13 protein-coding genes are annotated in these 16,272 nt (G+C 67.5%); 4 read left to right on the top strand and 9 right to left on the bottom strand.

Going from position 1 to position 16,272, the window contains the following annotated elements; genetic code table 11:
• The first annotated feature begins 1 nt into the window (after nt 1).
• Both ABIC78_RS09500 and ABIC78_RS09505 read left to right on the top strand, forming a co-directional pair.
• Nucleotides 2-2,899, top strand: coding sequence for a glycoside hydrolase family 2 TIM barrel-domain containing protein (locus tag ABIC78_RS09500; RefSeq protein ID WP_354489236.1), 2,898 nt, complete (start codon nt 2-4; stop codon nt 2,897-2,899).
• Between the two features lie 106 nt (nt 2,900-3,005).
• Nucleotides 3,006-4,397, top strand: a complete 1,392-nt coding sequence (locus ABIC78_RS09505; protein WP_354489238.1) for an FAD/NAD(P)-binding protein — start codon at nt 3,006-3,008, stop codon at nt 4,395-4,397.
• A 6-nt stretch (nt 4,398-4,403) separates the two neighbouring features.
• Here the strand turns inward: ABIC78_RS09505 and ABIC78_RS09510 are convergent, their stop codons facing one another.
• From ABIC78_RS09510 to ABIC78_RS09530, 5 genes are read right to left on the bottom strand one after another with little or no spacing between them, the layout of a single operon-like run.
• On the bottom strand, nt 4,404-5,216 hold the full coding sequence (locus tag ABIC78_RS09510) for a copper resistance protein B (protein ID WP_354489240.1): 813 nt from the start codon (nt 5,214-5,216) through the stop codon (nt 4,404-4,406).
• Nucleotides 5,213-6,997 carry a copper resistance system multicopper oxidase gene (locus tag ABIC78_RS09515; RefSeq protein ID WP_354489242.1) on the bottom strand — a complete coding sequence of 595 codons (1,785 nt, stop codon included), beginning with the start codon at nt 6,995-6,997 and terminating at the stop codon, nt 5,213-5,215. Before ABIC78_RS09515 ends, ABIC78_RS09510 begins: the two co-directional genes overlap by 4 nt.
• A gap of 4 nt (nt 6,998-7,001) precedes the next feature.
• Nucleotides 7,002-7,583: an RNA polymerase sigma factor gene (locus ABIC78_RS09520; protein WP_354489244.1), complete on the bottom strand. Its 582-nt coding sequence runs from the start codon at nt 7,581-7,583 to the stop codon at nt 7,002-7,004.
• Nucleotides 7,584-7,597: 14 nt separating this feature from the next.
• Nucleotides 7,598-8,056: a periplasmic heavy metal sensor gene (locus tag ABIC78_RS09525; RefSeq protein WP_354489246.1), complete on the bottom strand. Its 459-nt coding sequence runs from the start codon at nt 8,054-8,056 to the stop codon at nt 7,598-7,600.
• Nucleotides 8,056-8,361 (bottom strand): hypothetical protein, encoded by a 306-nt coding sequence (locus tag ABIC78_RS09530; RefSeq protein WP_354489248.1) that lies wholly within the window; start codon nt 8,359-8,361, stop codon nt 8,056-8,058. The genes ABIC78_RS09525 and ABIC78_RS09530 overlap by 1 nt, the downstream gene beginning before the upstream one ends.
• Nucleotides 8,362-8,522: 161 nt before the next feature.
• Here ABIC78_RS09530 and ABIC78_RS09535 point away from each other — a divergent pair, with 161 nt between their 5' ends.
• A complete protein-coding gene (locus ABIC78_RS09535) occupies nt 8,523-8,900 on the top strand; it encodes a copper resistance protein CopC (protein ID WP_354489250.1) in 378 nt (125 codons plus the stop codon).
• 1,091 nt (nt 8,901-9,991) lie between these two features.
• Here ABIC78_RS09535 and ABIC78_RS09540 read toward each other — a convergent pair.
• The 4 genes from ABIC78_RS09540 to ABIC78_RS09555 all read right to left on the bottom strand — a co-directional run bounded on the left by ABIC78_RS09540 (nt 9,992) and on the right by ABIC78_RS09555 (nt 15,278).
• A complete protein-coding gene (locus tag ABIC78_RS09540; RefSeq protein ID WP_354489252.1) occupies nt 9,992-11,251 on the bottom strand; it encodes a replication initiator protein A in 1,260 nt (419 codons plus the stop codon).
• A gap of 285 nt (nt 11,252-11,536) precedes the next feature.
• Entirely contained in the window at nt 11,537-12,715 is a 1,179-nt protein-coding gene (locus tag ABIC78_RS09545; protein ID WP_354489254.1) for a ParB/RepB/Spo0J family partition protein, read from the bottom strand.
• A gap of 64 nt (nt 12,716-12,779) precedes the next feature.
• Complete coding sequence (locus tag ABIC78_RS09550) at nt 12,780-13,982, bottom strand: AAA family ATPase (RefSeq protein WP_028658115.1); 1,203 nt, start codon at nt 13,980-13,982, stop codon at nt 12,780-12,782.
• A 288-nt stretch (nt 13,983-14,270) separates the two neighbouring features.
• The gene (locus tag ABIC78_RS09555; protein ID WP_354489256.1) at nt 14,271-15,278 is read right to left on the bottom strand and encodes an MBL fold metallo-hydrolase; all 1,008 of its coding nucleotides are present in this window, start codon (nt 15,276-15,278) and stop codon (nt 14,271-14,273) included.
• 266 nt (nt 15,279-15,544) lie between these two features.
• On the opposite strand from ABIC78_RS09555, the gene ABIC78_RS09560 reads away from it, so the two are divergent.
• A complete protein-coding gene (locus ABIC78_RS09560; protein WP_062784330.1) occupies nt 15,545-16,243 on the top strand; it encodes a polyamine aminopropyltransferase in 699 nt (232 codons plus the stop codon).
• Nucleotides 16,244-16,272 lie beyond the last annotated feature (29 nt).

The following is a 16,272-nucleotide window of genomic DNA, read 5'->3' on the forward strand; positions in this document are numbered from 1 at the left end:
GATGCTGTCGGCAAGCCGGCGCACGATCCTGGCCAGCACGGCGGCGATGGCTGCCGCGCTGGCCCGATCCCCGATCGTTGCCCAGGCGCTTGCCGCCCCGGCGGCGGGGACGCCTCCACAGCCTGACAGTCCCCGCCGCCGGTTATCGCTTGATGCAGACTGGCGCTTTCACGCCGGCGACATTCCCTTTGCCCCACTGCTCGATCACGAGGCGGCCTATGCCCATGCCAAGGCGGGCAATGCCACGGGCGGCGCGGCGGAGGATTGCGACGATGGCGATTGGGCCATGGTCACCCTGCCGCACGATTTCGCGCTGGGCCAGGCACCCGATCCGGCGGCCAATCCCGACCAGGCCTATCGCCCGCGCGGCATTGCCTGGTATCGGCGCGGCGTCCTGCTCGATCCCGCCTGGCGCGAGGGCGCGCTCGATCTGGTGTTCGATGGCATCGCCACCAACGCCACGGTGTGGATCAACGGCACACTCGCCGCGCGCCATTTCGGCGGCTACACCCCGCTGGTCATAGATCTGTTGCCTTTCGCCCGCTTTGGTGATGAGCCCAACACCATCGCCGTGCGGGTTGACGCGCAAGACAGCGAGGGCTGGTGGTACGAAGGCGCCGGCCTCTATCGCCACGTCTGGATCGAACGCCGCGCACCCGTGCACATCGTGCGCCACGGCCTGGTCGCGCGGCCCCATCCGCTGGATCAGGGCGATAATGCGGCAACGTCCGGCGATTGGGCCGTTCCGCTCACGCTCGATCTGGCCAATGCCGCCACGGCCGACGCCGCCGTTACTGTCGCTGCGCGCCTGATCGCGCCCGATGGCACGGCCGTGGCCGCTGCGCAGGCCGCGCTCACCCTGCCCGCGCGAGGCCAGGCGCAGGCCGCCCTCACCCTTACCGTGCCGCACCCCCGGCTATGGTCGCCGGCCGATCCCGCGCTCTATCGCCTGGAAACGCGGGTGCTGGCCGATGGCGTGCTGGCCGATCAGGAAAGCGGCGCGCTGGGCCTGCGCACCGTGCGGTTCGATGCGGATCGCGGCATGCTGCTCAATGGCGAGCCCTGCCCGATCAAGGGTGTCTGCGCGCATCAGGATCACGCCGGCGTCGGCGTCGCCGTGCCCGACAGCCTGTGGGACTATCGCCTGCGCCGCATCGTCGCCATGGGCGGCAATGCGCTGCGCACCGCGCATCATGCCCCCGCGCCCGAACTGCTCGATGCGGCAGATCGTCTTGGCGTGATGATCCTGGCGGAAAACCGCACGCTGTCGGCAGCGCCCGATACGCTCGATGCCCTGGCCGCGCTGGTGCGCCAGGGCCGCAACCATGCCAGCGTCATCGCCTGGTCGTTGTGCAACGAGGAATCGATCCAGGCCAGCGGCATCGGCGTGGCCATGGTCACGCGGATGAAGGCGCTGGTCCGCGCGCTCGATCCTACCCGCCCGGTCACCGCTGCGCTCAACGGCGCGATGGAGGCAGAGCCCAACATTGCCGACCAGCTCGATGTGGTTGGCTTCAACTATGGCCGTGGCGGCATCGATGCCTATCACGCCGCGCATCCCACGCGCCCGCTGCTCAGCAGCGAAGATACCTCTGCCCTGTCGACGCGCGGCGCGGCGACGGGCGATGCCGCGCGCCACGTGATCGCCGATGATGACATGACCGCCGTGCCCTGGGGCCAGACCAACAGCGCCGCCTGGGCCTTCATCGCCCAGCGCCCCTGGCTGGCCGGTGGCTTCCTGTGGACCGGCTTCGATTATCGCGGCGAGGCAACACCGTTTGGCTGGCCCAGCACGTCGAGCTTTTTCGGCGCGATGGACCTGTGCGGCTTTGCCAAGAGCGGGTTTCACATCCGCCACGCGCTGTGGAGCGCCACGCCGGTCATCGCGATCTGGCCGCACTGGACCTTTCCGGGGCAAGAGGGCCGCGCCGTGCCGATCCTGGTCGCCAGCAATGCTGATCTCGTGTCGCTGCACCTTGATGGCCACGAGATTGCCCGCGCGCCCGTGCGCGATGGCGTTGCGCGGTTCACCCCGGTCTATGCACCCGGCCGCTTGGTTGCCCAGGGCTGGCGCGATGGGCGCGTGGTCGCCAGCGCCACCTGCGTCGCCGCCGGCGCGCCGGTGGCGCTGCGCCTCGTGCCCGATCGCCTACGGATCAGGGCCGAACGCCGCGATGCCGTGCCGGTCACGGTCATGGCGGTCGACGCCGCCGGGCAGTCCGTGCCCGTGGCGCAACATGGCTTTGCCCTGCACGTCGAGGGCGGGCAGATCCTCGGTCTCGGTAATGGCGATCCCAACCTTGCCCTGCCCGAAACCCCCGCCGCCGATGGCCGCAGCGGGGCCATGGCGCTGTTCAACGGGCTGGCCCAGGCGATCGTCTGCGCCGATGGCAGCGGCCCGCTCCACCTGGTTGCCAGTGCAGCCGGTCTCGCCCCGGCGCGCTGTGTCTTGCGCGTCGATCCCGGCATTATCGCCGCGCTGCCGGCCGTGCCCCCGGCACAACCACTCACCGAATGGCGCCAGGCACCCGCCAGCGCGCAGCGCCCGGTGCCTGGTCAGCGCCTGGGCGATGGTGACATGAACTCCTGGGCCTGGACCAAGCCGGGCGCCACCCAGCCCACTGACCCTGCCGCGCCCTGGGTGCTGCTGCACCTGGCTTTCACCCCGCGCCGCGCCGTGGCAGCCAAGGGCGGCACCTTGCGCTTTGCCAGCGTCGTCGGCCGCGCCGAAATCTGGCTCGACGGCGTGCGCGTCGCGCTCAAGGCCGATCCCGCCCCTGCCCCGCTGGCCATCCCCCTGCCCCCAGGCAGTGGCGAACGCCTGCTCGACGTGCTGTTCGACAACCGCGCCGCGCCCGGTCGCTGCGGCCTGGCCGGCATGGTCAGCCTCGGCGCTTGAGCCACTTGGGGCCGCACCACGCCCCACCCTCGCCACCGTTCATAGAATGGCTATTGACCGTTAAGGAAAAACTTGCGAGCCTAATATCAACTTGAAAGGTTGAGTTATGGCGAATCCGTTTCCGTTCCATGACTTGGCGCGGCGTTCCAGCCATGATGATCTGCCCGTGGCGATCATTGGCGGTGGGTTCAGCGGCACCTTGCTGGCCATCCACCTCGCCCGGCGCGGCGTGCGCGTGGTCATTGTGGAGCGTGATCCCCAGGCGCTGGCCCATGGCCTGGCCTATGGCGCCTGCGGGCCGCAGCACCTGCTCAACGTGCGCGCCGGCAACATGAGCGCCTTTCCCGACGATCCCACCCATTTCCTGCGCTGGCTGGGCCACGGCGAAACCGACGCGGCCAACCGCTTTGCCACCCGCGCCAGCTATGGCGCCTATATCGCCAGCCTGCTGGCCAGCGCGCGCGCCGCCATGCCCGATCGCCTAACGATCGCGATTGCCAGCGCGCAAGGCGTCACTCCGCTGGGTGATGGCACGCTCCAGGTCGCACTCGATCAGGGCGTGCCGCTCCATGCCCGCGCCGTCGTCCTGGCCCAAGGCAACCTGCCGCCACAGCGCCACCGCGCGCTGGCCGCCCTGGCCCCGCCCCAGGCCCTGCCCGATCCCTGGGCGCCCGGCGCGCTCGATGCCATCGCGCCTGATGCCCGCGTGCTGATGCTCGGCACCGGGCTTACCGCGATCGATGTGATCCAGTCGCTCGACGCGCGCGGCCATCGCGGGCCAATCGTCGCGCTGTCGCGGCGCGGCCTGGTGCCGCGCGCGCATGCCGCCAGCGGCCCGGCGATTTCACCGCAGCCGATGCCCGCCGCGCGCGGCAGCGCCTTGCTGCGCCACATTCGCGCCCGCGCCCGCGCCGTGGGCTGGCACCACGCCATCGATGAACTGCGCCCCCATACCCATGCCTTGTGGCAGGCACACGATGGCGCGGCGCAGGCGCGCTTTCTGCGCCATGCCCGCCCGTGGTGGGACGTGCACCGCCATCGCATGGCCCCGGCCATTGCCCAGCGGATCGAGGCGCTGACGGCCGCCGGGCGCCTGCTGGTCGTGGCGGGCAGCCTGCAACAGGTCGTGCCCGATGGCGATGATGGCCTGCTCGCGCAATGGCGCGCCCGCGGCAGCGACAGTGTGGCCACGCTCGCGGTCGATCACGTCGTGGTCTGCACCGGCCCCGGCGGCGATCCGGTGCAAAGCCGCGACCCGCTGCTGCGCAGCCTGCTGGCGGCAGGCCTGGCGCGTCCCTGCCCGCTGCATCTGGGCCTCGATGTCGATGATCACTGGCGCCTGCGCGATGCGCGCGGCCGCGCCACGCTGCCCATTCACGCCATGGGCGCGCTGTCCAAGGGCCTCAACTGGGAAATGGTCGCCGTGCCCGATATCCGCCTCCAGGCACAGCGCCTGGCCGATCACCTGGTCGCGGCGCAACCCGCGGTCGCGGCCTGATCACCCTCACCACCACAGCCGCACACCCGCCAGCACGCGCAGCACCGAGGCACGCTCTCCCACCGAACGCGCCGCGCGCGCGCTGCCACCCAGGCTGCGTTCCCAGCCCAGCCCCACATAAGGCGCGAAATTGCGCTTGATTTCATAGCGCAGGCGCAGCCCACTCTCGACGCGGTTGATCCCGGCGCCCTCGCCCAGATCGGGCATACCTTGCGCCGCCCAATCCATTTCCACGCGCGGCTGCACCACCAGGCGCTGGGTAATGCGCTGGTCATAGCTGGCCTCGGCCCGGCCGGTCACCTCGCCCCGCGTCGAGAGGAAAACCGATCCTTCCACGTCAAACCAATAGGGCGCCAACCCTTCGATCGTCAGCGCGGCATGGGTGCGCCGCTCACCCGTGCCCAGCACACCACGGTCCAGATCGTGCCGCACCCCGGCGCGCAGGTTGAACCACGGGTCCAGCGCGTGCAGCCAGCCTGCCTGCACCTCTGCACGGTCCACCCGCCCGGCAAAGGCCCCTTCCCCGCGCGATTCCAGCGCCAGGCGGTCGCTGTCCCCGCCCCACCAGCCCTTGGCTTCCCAGGCATAATCGCCGCCGCCGCGCGCTTCCAACTGGTCGACCATCACCTGGCTCACCGCCATGCCGCCATTCTCGTGCACCAGGGCCGCCCGCGCGCGCGCCATCGCCTGCGGATCGAACAGGGCATCGGCAGCATGGTCGCTCGGTGGCGGCGGCGGCGCCGCAGCATCCTGCGCCCGCGCCACGCCCGCGCCGCCCAACACGACAGCCAGCGCGATGGCCAGACCGCGCCCGCTCACGCAGCCTGCTCGCGCACGGTCACCACGCGAAACATGCCGGCATGCATATGCAGCAGCATGTGGCAGTGAAACGCCCAATCGCCCAAAGCATCGGCGGTCAGGTCGAAACTCGCCTTGCCACCGGGCAGCACGTTGACGGTGTGCTTGCGCGGCGCCGCCTCCCCCGCGCCGTTCACCAGGTCAAAGAAATGGCCGTGGATATGAATGGGATGGGGCATCATGGTATCGTTGATCAGCGTCACCCGCACCCGCTCCCCAGCGCGAAACGCCAGCGGCGCCGGGTTTTCGCTCAGCTTCACCCCGTCAAACGACCACATGTAGCGTTCCATGTTGGCCGTCAGGTGCACGTTCAGGCTGCGTGTCGGCGGCGCCTGCGGGCGCGGAACGGCGGCCTTGAGATCGGCATAGGTCAGCACGCGATGGTCCACGTCTTCCAGCCCGGTGGGCCGGTCCGCCAGGCGGTCGGCCGGCGCGGCAGACAGCGTCGCCACCCCCGGCCCCAGGCGCAGGCCCGGCGGCGCGAGTGACTTGTCCCGCATCTTCATCCCGCCATGGCCGCCGTGCATGGCATGCCCGCCCTGCCCCGGCGCCGGCATCGGTGCCGAAAGGTCCAGCGTACCGGCGGCCATGTCCATCCCGGTCATGTCCATCGCGCCCATGCCCATGTCGCGCATGGTCAACAGCGGCCGCGCGCGCAGCGGCGGGATCGGCGCTGCCGTGCCCGCAGGCGCGCCCAGTGGCGCCAGCGTCGCCCGGCACTGCCCCGATCGATCGATCGCTTCAGCAATGATCGCAACGGGTTGCGCGGATTTTGGCTGCACCAGCACGTCATAGGTCTCGGCAATGCCAATCTGCAATTCATCGGTGTCCACCGGCACCACATCCTGCCCATCGGCCGCCACCACGCGCATCGGCACGCCCGGCAACCGCAGGTTGAAATTGGTCATCGCCGCGGCATTGATCACGCGCAGCCGCACCGCCTCGCCCGGCACAAACGCCCCGGTCCAGTTCGCCGCGCTGTCGTGCCCGTTGATGCAATAGGTATAGGTCGATCCGGTCACATCGGCGATGTCGGTCGGGTCCATGCGCATGCGGCCCCAGTTCAGGCGCTCGCCCAGGGGCTGGTCGCGGCCGGCCAGCAAGCCCGCCAGGGTCTGCTGCTGCCGATTGTAGAACCCGCCCTGCTGCTTCAACCGCTTGAGCAGCACGTGCGGATGCACGTCGGTCCAATCGTGCAGCATGATCACATGCTCGTGCGCCGTCTCAGTGGTGGGCACGGCCGGGTCGATCACGATCGGGCCAAACAGGCCCATCGCCTCCTGCATCCCGCTATGCCCGTGATACCAATAGGTTCCTGCCTGGCGCACGGTAAACACGTGGTCAAAGCTCTGCCCCGGGGCAATGCCGGGATAGCTGATGCCTGGCACCCCATCGAACTGGAAAGGCACCAGCAGTCCGTGCCAGTGGATCGAGGTATCCTCGCTCAGGCGGTTGTGCACGCGCAGGCACACCTGCTGCCCTTCGCGCAGGCGGATCATCGGCCCCGGCGTGGTGCCGTTGACAGTGATCGCATGGCCGCTGCGCCCCCCGACGCGCACGGTGGCTTGGTCGATCACCAGTTCGATCAGATCACCCGACAGCGCGGTTGCTGGCGCGCCCATCGCCCCCTCGGCCATGCCCGGCATCATGCCAGCCATGGCGGTGCGCGCGCGTGCCAGATCGGGCAAAACACCGCCCAGCCCGGCTCCAGCCAGTCCCGCCAAAATCGTGCGCCGATCCACTCTATCAGTCCTTTTCACCAAGCTGTTGCGCAAGCTTCTTTCTTGCGCGGTAAACTCTTGTTTCAATTGTCTTTTCGCTAACATCCAACATCATGGCAACCTCGCGCTGCGGCATCCCTTCCACGCCATGCAGCACGATCGCCTCGCGCAGCGGTTGCGGTAGGGTATCGATCGCCCGCGTCATGCGTGCCAGATCGGCACGCCCTGCCGCTTCGCGCTCCGGCCCTGGTGCGCTGTCCGGCACGTGCTCTACGGCGGCCTCGCCCTGCCCGCGCCAGCCCAGAAACAGCCGCCGCACCGCCTGCCGCCGCCGCCAGTCGCGCCCCTTGTTCAGGGCAATGCGCGCCAGCCACGCCGCCAGCGGCCGCGCCGGATCATAGCGGCGCAGCGCGGCAAAGGCGGCGATGAACGTATCCTGCGTCACGTCGAGCGCGGCATCGGCCTGTCCGGTCTGCGCCCAGGCCACGCGATGCACCACGGCGCGGTGACGCGCCATGAGCTGGCGATAGGCCTGCTCGTCGCCCACCAGCGCGGCGCGCACCAGGGCGGCATCATCGGCCTGGTCCAGAAGATGATCATCACGCACCGCCGCGCGGCCGCTCAGAGCCGCTGCGAAGCGCTGGGCGCAGGGGATTGCATCAGGGCCGCCACCATCGCCTGGTCGAACCGCGCCTGCTGATCGGGGCGCAGCAGCGCGCGCATGGCAAACAGGTGCTGCAGGGTTTCCTTCTGCAACATGCCCATGGCCGCATGCGAGCGATCTACCGCCGCGGCCACGCGCGGGCCATAGCCGCGCTCGGCAACGATCGCCTGGGCCAGATCGCGGTTATCCTGCGCCATCTGCGCGCCATAACGGGCCTGCGCGGCGGCATAATCGGCCTCCAGGCGCGCCATGGCCTGTTCCTGCCCGGCATCGAGCGCCAGATCGCGGTGGATCAGCGTGTGAAAGGCGTTTTCCGCGGGCTGTGCGGGCTTAAACAGCATGCGCCCCACCCCCACCCCTGCCAGGGCAGCTGCAAAGGCCAGCAGGGCCACAAACACCATCTGGCGGGCGCCCATCACCCCGCCCCCATCAGCACGACCGAGGGCGCCTGTGCGGGCAAGGCCAGCGGGCTCACCAGCCTGGCAGGCTCATGGCGCGTGTCAAAGGCATGCCAGGGCTGCTGGGCCACTCCGCCCGCCAGGCCAACCACCAGCGCCAGCGCCCCGGTCCAGGCCAGTTGCCGCCGTGCCTGCGCGCGTGCCTGATGACGGTGCAGCCCGCCGATCACCGCCTGTTCCAGCGCCGCCCAATCCGCTACGCCGTCTGCCCGCATGGCCGCTGCATGGCGCAGCCCGGCCAGCCCTTCTTCCACACTGCCCATCGCCCGCGCTTCTCCTGTCCTTGCCCTGCCTGCCCCCTCATACGCACCGGCGTGGCTTGCCCCTCATCCCGTCGCCACATTTTTTTGCACATCGGCCAAGGGGTGAGGATCAGCGCTGCGTATCAGAAGGCAGCCCCGTTTCGAAAGGATCGTCGATGTTCATGCGCCATGCTGCCCTCCCCCTTGCGCTTGCCGCGCTCTGCGCTGCCGCCCCTGCTCTTGCCCAACCGGCATTGACCGCCGCCAGTCCCTCGGCTGATGCGGTGGTCAGCGCGCCAACGGTCATCACGCTATCCTTTACCGAGGCCGTGGCCGTGCCGCCCTCCTCGCTTGCTCTGGTGATGACCGCGATGCCCGGCATGGCCAACCACCAACCGATGAAGGTCACCGGCTTTGCCACCGCCCTTGCTGACGAGGGCAAGACCCTCAAGGTTACCCTCCCCCGCGCCCTGCCGGCCGGCACCTATCGCCTGACCTGGCATGCCGGCTCCAGCGCGGGCGAAAGTGCCGATGGCGGCTACAGTTTCACGGTGAAATAGGAAACTGTCGCAAAGGCCCCTTCAAACAACTGAAAAACATGAGATTTCCTACTTCGGCCGGTTTTGCTCGCTTTTCGCGTAAAGCCGGCCGAAATACGTTTGCGGCTCGGCGCGGCGCAAATTCAGGCTATCGTTCTAAAAAGAATGGATAATTCTGATAGTGCCCCAGTTCCGGCTCGGCACGCGCGTCTATCGCTGACCGTATGAACGCGTTCAGTCCGTGGGCTGCCGCAGGTTTAATCTACATGCGGTGGCGCCTTGCGCCCTTCCCCCATTTCAGCTCGTCAAAAGACACTTCTAGCGGGTTAGATCCTGTTTAAAGTCGTTAGACAAGTTAAGCGCCGGGCTCACTCGCGCGAATCGCCAGAGTTTCGCGATTCGCCTGCAATGCGCTGTTCCCGATAGATCGACGTTCCGTTCCCGATGGATCGAAGCATCGTTCCCAAAGGATCGACCCCCCGTTCCCGATGGATCGAAAGGCCGTTCCCAAAGGATCGAAACACGGGTTTTGCCGTTCCCGAAGGGTCGATCTTTGCCATCAGGCGGGCGGCAACCACGGTGGATTGAATTTCTTTTCGGGAACGCAGTGCTTTGGACGTTCAATCGCTGTGGATGATTTCACTCGTGTGACGAGAGGACGATCGGCGCACGACACTTCGCGAACGGTGATTGCGAGCAACAGCACGCGACACGTTCTTTCGAGAACGGCATTGGAGCATTGGCGAGTTTTGCGAACGCCGCCAACCGCACTTGCATTGCTGTCATGCTGTGTGGATGGCTTATCCCGCGCGTCGCTAAAGATGAACCGCGCGAAGGCAGAAAGCTGGACCCCGGATCAAGTCCGGGGTGACGCAGGTGGTGACATAGGGGGTAGGCGCTGCCTTGGTACTGCTACCCTCCCCTCCCCCGCCCCTTACCTGTCATCAAGCGTCTGCCGGCAAGCATACAGATCGCTGCGACTCAGGCCGGCACACCTGCAGGATTACCCGAGGCTGGATTAGCGTCGTTCGTAATGGTGGAGGTAAAGCGCGATCACGGTGTCGCGCTGGGGCCCGCTCCGTGCGCATGGGGCACGGAACGGGCGGCGCTGGTCAGCGCAGGGTGTGGCGGTGCTTTTCGTGGTGGCGCTTGGCCCAACCGATGAAGGCGCGCTGCCAGTCGGCCGGGGTGCGCGCGGGGTCGGCCGAAACCCAGCGTTCGAACTCGGCATGCAGTGCCTGGAAATCCCAGCCCGGGCAGGTTTCGCGCAAGTGGGCAAGGGTTTCGTCGGTCATGAAGCCGCGCGTGGCGGCATGGCTGAGGCCGGCGATGGTCGAGCGGATCAGGCTGCGGGCATCGACGGTCACGGGTGCTGGCACGGACGGCGCTACATGATCCGCATTGCGCGATGCCGGCTTGACTGGCGCATTGTGGGCCACGGGTGGAGCTATCGGCGCAGGTGCGGGTGAAGGCGCGGCAGTGGCTGCGGGCAGGGGAGCAGGGCGTTTCCCCGGGGAAACGACTTCGGCGCCGTCCTTGCCATCGACGCGGCGCATGCGCAGCAGCGGCTCGCCGGTCTTGCCCGGTTCAACGCTCAGCGCATAGCCGGGGAGGGCGTCCTTTTCCGCCAGCTTGAGAATCTCGAACTTGAAACGGCGATATTCGCCTTCTGCACCGGATTTCTCGAACAGCGTGGGCATGGCGATGGCAAAGCCTTCCTCGCCCGCGCCACCGGCATGCTTGCGCGCGACCTTGTAAAGCCAACGCTCGCGCCCGCCGGTGATGTTGAAATAGGCGCGATCGATCGCCAGGACGCCGCCCTGCATCATCACGCCTTCCCAGAACCAATTGGACAGCTCCAGCGTCATGCCCTTGGAGCGTTCGGTGCGTTCGTCCACCAGTTGCGTCCAGCCATCGAGCCACGAGAAGGTGGCTTCACGGCGGTTTTCGGCGCGGATGTTGGTCTTGATCGTGGTCGCCACCAGGCGATCGAGCGCCTGGCCCAACAGTTCATAGGCGCGGCCCGTAGTGGGGCGGCCGATCGCGCGCAGCAGGTCATAGGGCATGATGGTAAGCTTGCGCGGCACATCGTTGACCCCGCGCCGTACCATGTCAGCCAGAACGCTGGCGCAGTAGATCAGGATGTCAGCGTCCCAGATCGTGGCCATGCCATAGTCGGGGTTGCCCGAGACATGGACCCACAGCTTGCCATCGGGGCTGGTGTAATCGATCGGCTTGGTGCGCTTGGTCTTGGCCAGCGAAAAGAACGGCCGCTCCATCATCTCGCGCTGATCGCGCAAGGGCATGTCGGCCACGTAGGGCAGGAACACGTCAAAGCGTTCGCTGCTGACGGAAGGTTTGCTGCGGGTCATGCGATGCCGGAGTAAGGGGAGGAGGAGGGAAGGGCGGGTGACAACACCGCCAACAGGTACTGGCGTGGGCCAGCCCGGGGCAAGATGCGGTGGCGATGAAACGTGTGGAGGGCGACGCGCACGATCGTCAGCGCGCCAAGCACTGACGGCGGACGGAACGCGTCACGCGAGGTTTGCGGGATAACACATGCGTCAGCGAACGGCACGCCGCGCGCGCCGTTCGCCAGGGGAGGGGGTGCCAGGGAGGGGGCGGTGTTTCCCCGGGGAAACGGGGAAACGATGGCCTCACCGCTGCATGCCCTTGCCTTGGGCTTCGAGCGCTTCGAGCGCGGCGCGCACGCCTTCGATCAGGTCTTCGGTAGTGGCGCCAGTGCCGTTGTGCAGCTTGAGCGTCACGCCCTGGCGCCCGGCCGACAGCACCGATACGGCGCGGCGGCCGCTCATCGGGGCGTCCCAGCTGAACAGCGGGCCCGATGGGCTGTTGCCGGCCGTGGGCGCAGCCAGCAGGCGCTTGAGCACCTCGGGCGAGGGCACCGTCGGCCGGCCCGTGCTGCGGGCGGCGTCCTGCTCCCGCGCAAGTTGGCGCGCTTCCTTGAGGATGGCAACCTGGGCGTTCTTGTCATCCAACGCCTGGGCGAGGGCATAACCAGGCTTGAGCTGGACATCGGCGGGGGAGGCAAAGGCGGCGACAACGGCATCGGGGATCGTTGCCACGCGCAGCATCTTTGAAAGCCAACCCTTTGAAAGTTTTAGTCTTTCTGCCATCCGCGTGAGATGGTTGCCGTAATGGTCCTTGAGCGCGAGCGCATAGTTGCGCGCGCGTTCCAGGTCAGACACGTCCTTGCGCGCACGGTTTTCCAGATCGGCGAGGCGGAAGGCCGCTTCGTCATCGAGCTGGGCCACCTGGGCCAGGAACTGGAACTGCGGATAGGAATTGGCGCGCAGCCAGGCGATCGACCAATGGCGCCGTGTGCCGGCGATGACCTCGTAATCATAGGCCGGATCGTTTTCGATGCGGCGCACCACGGCGGGCACTTTCTGGCCGCCTTCGGCGATGATCGAATCGATCAGTTCGCGGCACGATTCCTCGCTCAGATGGGCATAGGATCGTGCATTGCCGGCCCACACCCGCACCCGCGCAGGATCGAGCAGCAATTGCGTGACCTGGCGCACTTCGCCGCTGGCGACGCGGGCCAGCGCGCTTTCGCGGTTGAGCAGCGTGGTGCCGCGCAACGGGCCAAGGCCTGGCGCGGCCGGGCGCGGTGGGGAGGCCGGGGCAGGGGACACAGGCGGCGTGGCGGCAGGCTTGGCCTGCGCGGCCGGCACGGGCGCTGGCTCATCCGCCACGCCCGAGGGACGCGGCGCCGGCGTATTGTCGATCACCACCGGCGCAGGGGTGGTGTCTGGCGTTTCTTCGTCTTCCGCCAGCAGCGCGGCGAGGTAATCGGATTGCTTGCGCGCCATGGCTTAGAACCTTGCGAAGGGCGGGAACGAGGGGAGGGAAGCGACGCAGCGGCGGGCGTTGTGATCAGGCATGAAGCACATCCTCTTCCCGCGCCGGGGCAACGCGACCCCAGCCCGCGCGCACCAGCTGTTCGAGCTGGCCCAGCGCCTCGTCGAGGTTGGCGCGGCAGCGCTTGTGGGTCTTGGCCGTGCCGATCGGCTTTTCCAGTTCGTAGATCGTCATCATGCGCAAGGCGGCATGGCTGATTTCCGCGCTTTCCAGGATCGGCACGGGCAGGAGCGCCGGGCCAAAGGTCTGCTCCATGATCGTACGGACCATGGCGTGGCTGGGATCGTTGCCGTCAAACTTGGAGCAGATCAGGCGAACGAACTGATAATCCACGGCAATTCCCGCTTCAACCAGCTGCGCGATAACCTGGTCCATCATCGAGAGGAACTGCACGGTGGAGCAGAAATCGGGCGTGGTGGCGGCCAGCGGCACGAGCAGGGCATTGGCCGCCTGCATCACCGCGAGGGAGATCGTGCCGAGCGCGGGTGGCGGATCGAGGATCACCACGTCATAATCGCGGGCCAGATCGAGCAGCCCCTGCTTGAGCTTGCGAAACCGCGCGGCGAGCACCGACTGGCCATCGGCGCCGGCCGCGGCGAGTTCGTATTCCACATCGAACAGTTCAAGGTTCGAAGGGATGAGATCGACATTGGGCCAGGGCGTGCGCTTGACCGCATAGAGCAGATCGGCCTGGGTCGGGTCGATCGACAGATAGGGGTAGAGCGTTTCCTCGCGCGTGATGTTGAAATGCGGGTTGAAGCCGAACAGCGTGGTCGTGGTTGCCTGGCTGTCGCAATCGACCACCAGCACGCGATAGCCCTGCACCGCGAAATAGTGGGCGAGGTGAGTGGTCACGGTGGACTTGCCCACGCCGCCCTTGAAATTCTGCACCGCGATCATCGCCGGCACGTCGTGCGGCCCGCGCGTGGGCATGGCGCCCAGCACTTCGCGCATGTGGAGCATTTCCTGCACGCCATAGCCAATGCGCCGGCCATTGTCGCCCGAAGGCGGGGGCGGCAGGCGCCCATCGTCCTCGGCCATGCGGATGCGGTTGGTGGAACAGCCCATCAGCTGCGCGGCTTCGGCAATGCCAAAGCGCACGTTGAGTCCCTTGCGGCTTTCGGGCAGAAAGGCCTTGCGCCGCAGGCGCTCGATCATTCGTTCGCCGGCCTGGGCCAGATCGCCGATTTGCCCCACGATTGCACTGCTATCAGCCATCATTCGCCCGTTTGAAGCTGTTGATGGGTATGCATAGCAAATTTCATTCAATTGAGCAACGCGTGGCTTGGCAATCTCTCGCGCGCGCAAAAAGACCGCAGCATGCATCCCTTGGCCGGCTTGGGCGCCGTTCGGCATGCTTTTGCGATATCCATTTATCTATCTGATATTAAGCGCTATTTATGAAAATCGAACGGATGCGCCGGCGCTCGCTCGTTCAGGCAAGCTTTTGGCGAACGGTCGAATTTGCCGGCCGGGGGGCGCATCGGCGGGGCGCCTGGGCGAGAATCACGGCAGCGGCCCGCGTGGCGGAATGTCGATCGCGTCACCGGGATGGAGCGCGCGAAACCGGCCCGGTGCCACGCCTTGCGCGGCCAGCGCGGCATCGAGCTGGCGCAGGGGATCATGGCGCGGTTCGTCGGTCAGCTTGAACGTGCCCCAATGGATGCCGAGCGCCCATTGCGCGTCGAGATCGTGCATGATCTGCACCGCTTCGGCCGGATTGGTATGCTGCGCCGCCATGAACCACCGCGGATCATAGGCGCCGATCGGCAGCAGCGCGCAATCGACCGGGCCAAACTGCTGGCGTAGCTGGCGAAAGATCGCGCCCGTGCCATAGCCGGTATCGCCCGCGAAATAGATCGTGCGCCCCGATGCCTGGATCATGAACCCGCCCCACAGCGCCATGCGGCGATCGCGTGGCGAGCGGGAGGACCAGTGCAGCGCCGGCACGAGATGCGCCAGGGCCTGCCCGGCGGCATCGAGCGGGTGGGCTTGCTCCCAATCGAGCGGCGCCAGGCGTGCGTGGCGGATGTGGCGGCGCACGATGCGATCGTTGCCCAGCGGCGTGATGATCAGCGGCGCGTGGGCGCGGTGCAGGGCCTTAAGCGTGGCCAGGTCGAGATGATCATAATGGTTGTGCGAGAGCAGCACGGCATGGATCGGTGGCAGATCGGCCAGGGCAACGCCGGGCGCGGTAACGCGGCGCGGGCCGGCAAAGCTGACCGGACTGGCGCGCGGTGACCACACCGGATCGGTCAGGATGTTGAGCCCGTCGACCTGGATCAGCACTGTGGCATGGCCAATCATGGTCACGCGCAGGCCGGCGACGGCCATTTCGGGATGGGCCGGCACCACCGGCACATGGCGCGGCCAGGCATGGCGCGGCGCGCTGCGCCGCCAGCGTAGCACATCGCCCAGGCTGCGGTCGGTTTCCGGCTCGCCGGCCAGGTTGCGGAAGCGCAGCCCATCGAAATGATCGCTGATCGGGCCATGGTAATAGGGATTGCGCGGCATGAAGCCCTTTCGCGGCGGGGAAACCGGCGGAGTTGGACAAGGGACCTGGCAATTGGGAACGGCCTGCCGCGATTTCCAGGGGGCGGGCGCCCGATTGCCATTACCCGGCATTGCAATGCAGGGCCAAGTCGGTATGGACTGGCATTGCGTCGGTGCCGTGCCTTGTTTCTTGCGGGGTGGCATTTCCCCCCTCATGCTCGCCCCGGTGGATGGCTGCGTGCTGCCACTCGCCCCGGGCCGGGTCGTTGCCGCGATTGGAATATTTCTTGGTCCAGACCACGCTTGCCCCGGTGCGGGACGAGACGATCCGCCTTATCGACAAGGCGCGCCTGCCCGATGGCGGCGAACTGCTTCTGCTGCAGAGCGGCGACAGCTTTTCGATCGAACTCGATGATGAAGAGCTGATGGGCAATACCGACCATGTTTCGGAAGAGGCGCTAGCGCTGATGACGGCGCAGCGCCTGGGCCGCCACGATGCCGCGGTGCTGATCGGCGGGCTGGGCATGGGCTTTACCCTGGGCGCCGCGCTCGATGCCTGGGGCCCCAAGGCGCGCATCCAGGTGGCCGAACTGGTGCCCGAAATCCTGACGTGGGCGCGCGGGCCGCTGGCTCACGTCATGGCCGGCAAGCTGGATGATCCGCGGGTGAGCGTGACGCTGGGCGATGTGCACGACGTGATCGCGCAAGGGCGCGGCGCCTATGATGCCATCCTGCTCGACGTCGACAACGGCCCCGATGGCTTTGTGCAGAAGCAGAACGACCGGCTCTATGCCGCGCCGGGCCTGACCGCGGCCTATGCGGCGCTGCGCCCCGGCGGCATCCTGGCGATCTGGTCGGCCGATCCCGATGGACAGTTCACGCGCGTGCTTTGCGATACCGGGTTCGATGTGGAAGTGGAGTTCGTCCCGGCCTATGAAGGCGCCAAGGAAGACGAGCACTGCCTGTGGTTCTGCCGCCGCGATTGACGAAAGCGCGCCCGGCCTGATCCAGCTGC

It is taken from the genome of Novosphingobium sp. 1529, assembly GCF_040544855.1.
Taxonomy (GTDB): domain Bacteria; phylum Pseudomonadota; class Alphaproteobacteria; order Sphingomonadales; family Sphingomonadaceae; genus Novosphingobium; species Novosphingobium capsulatum.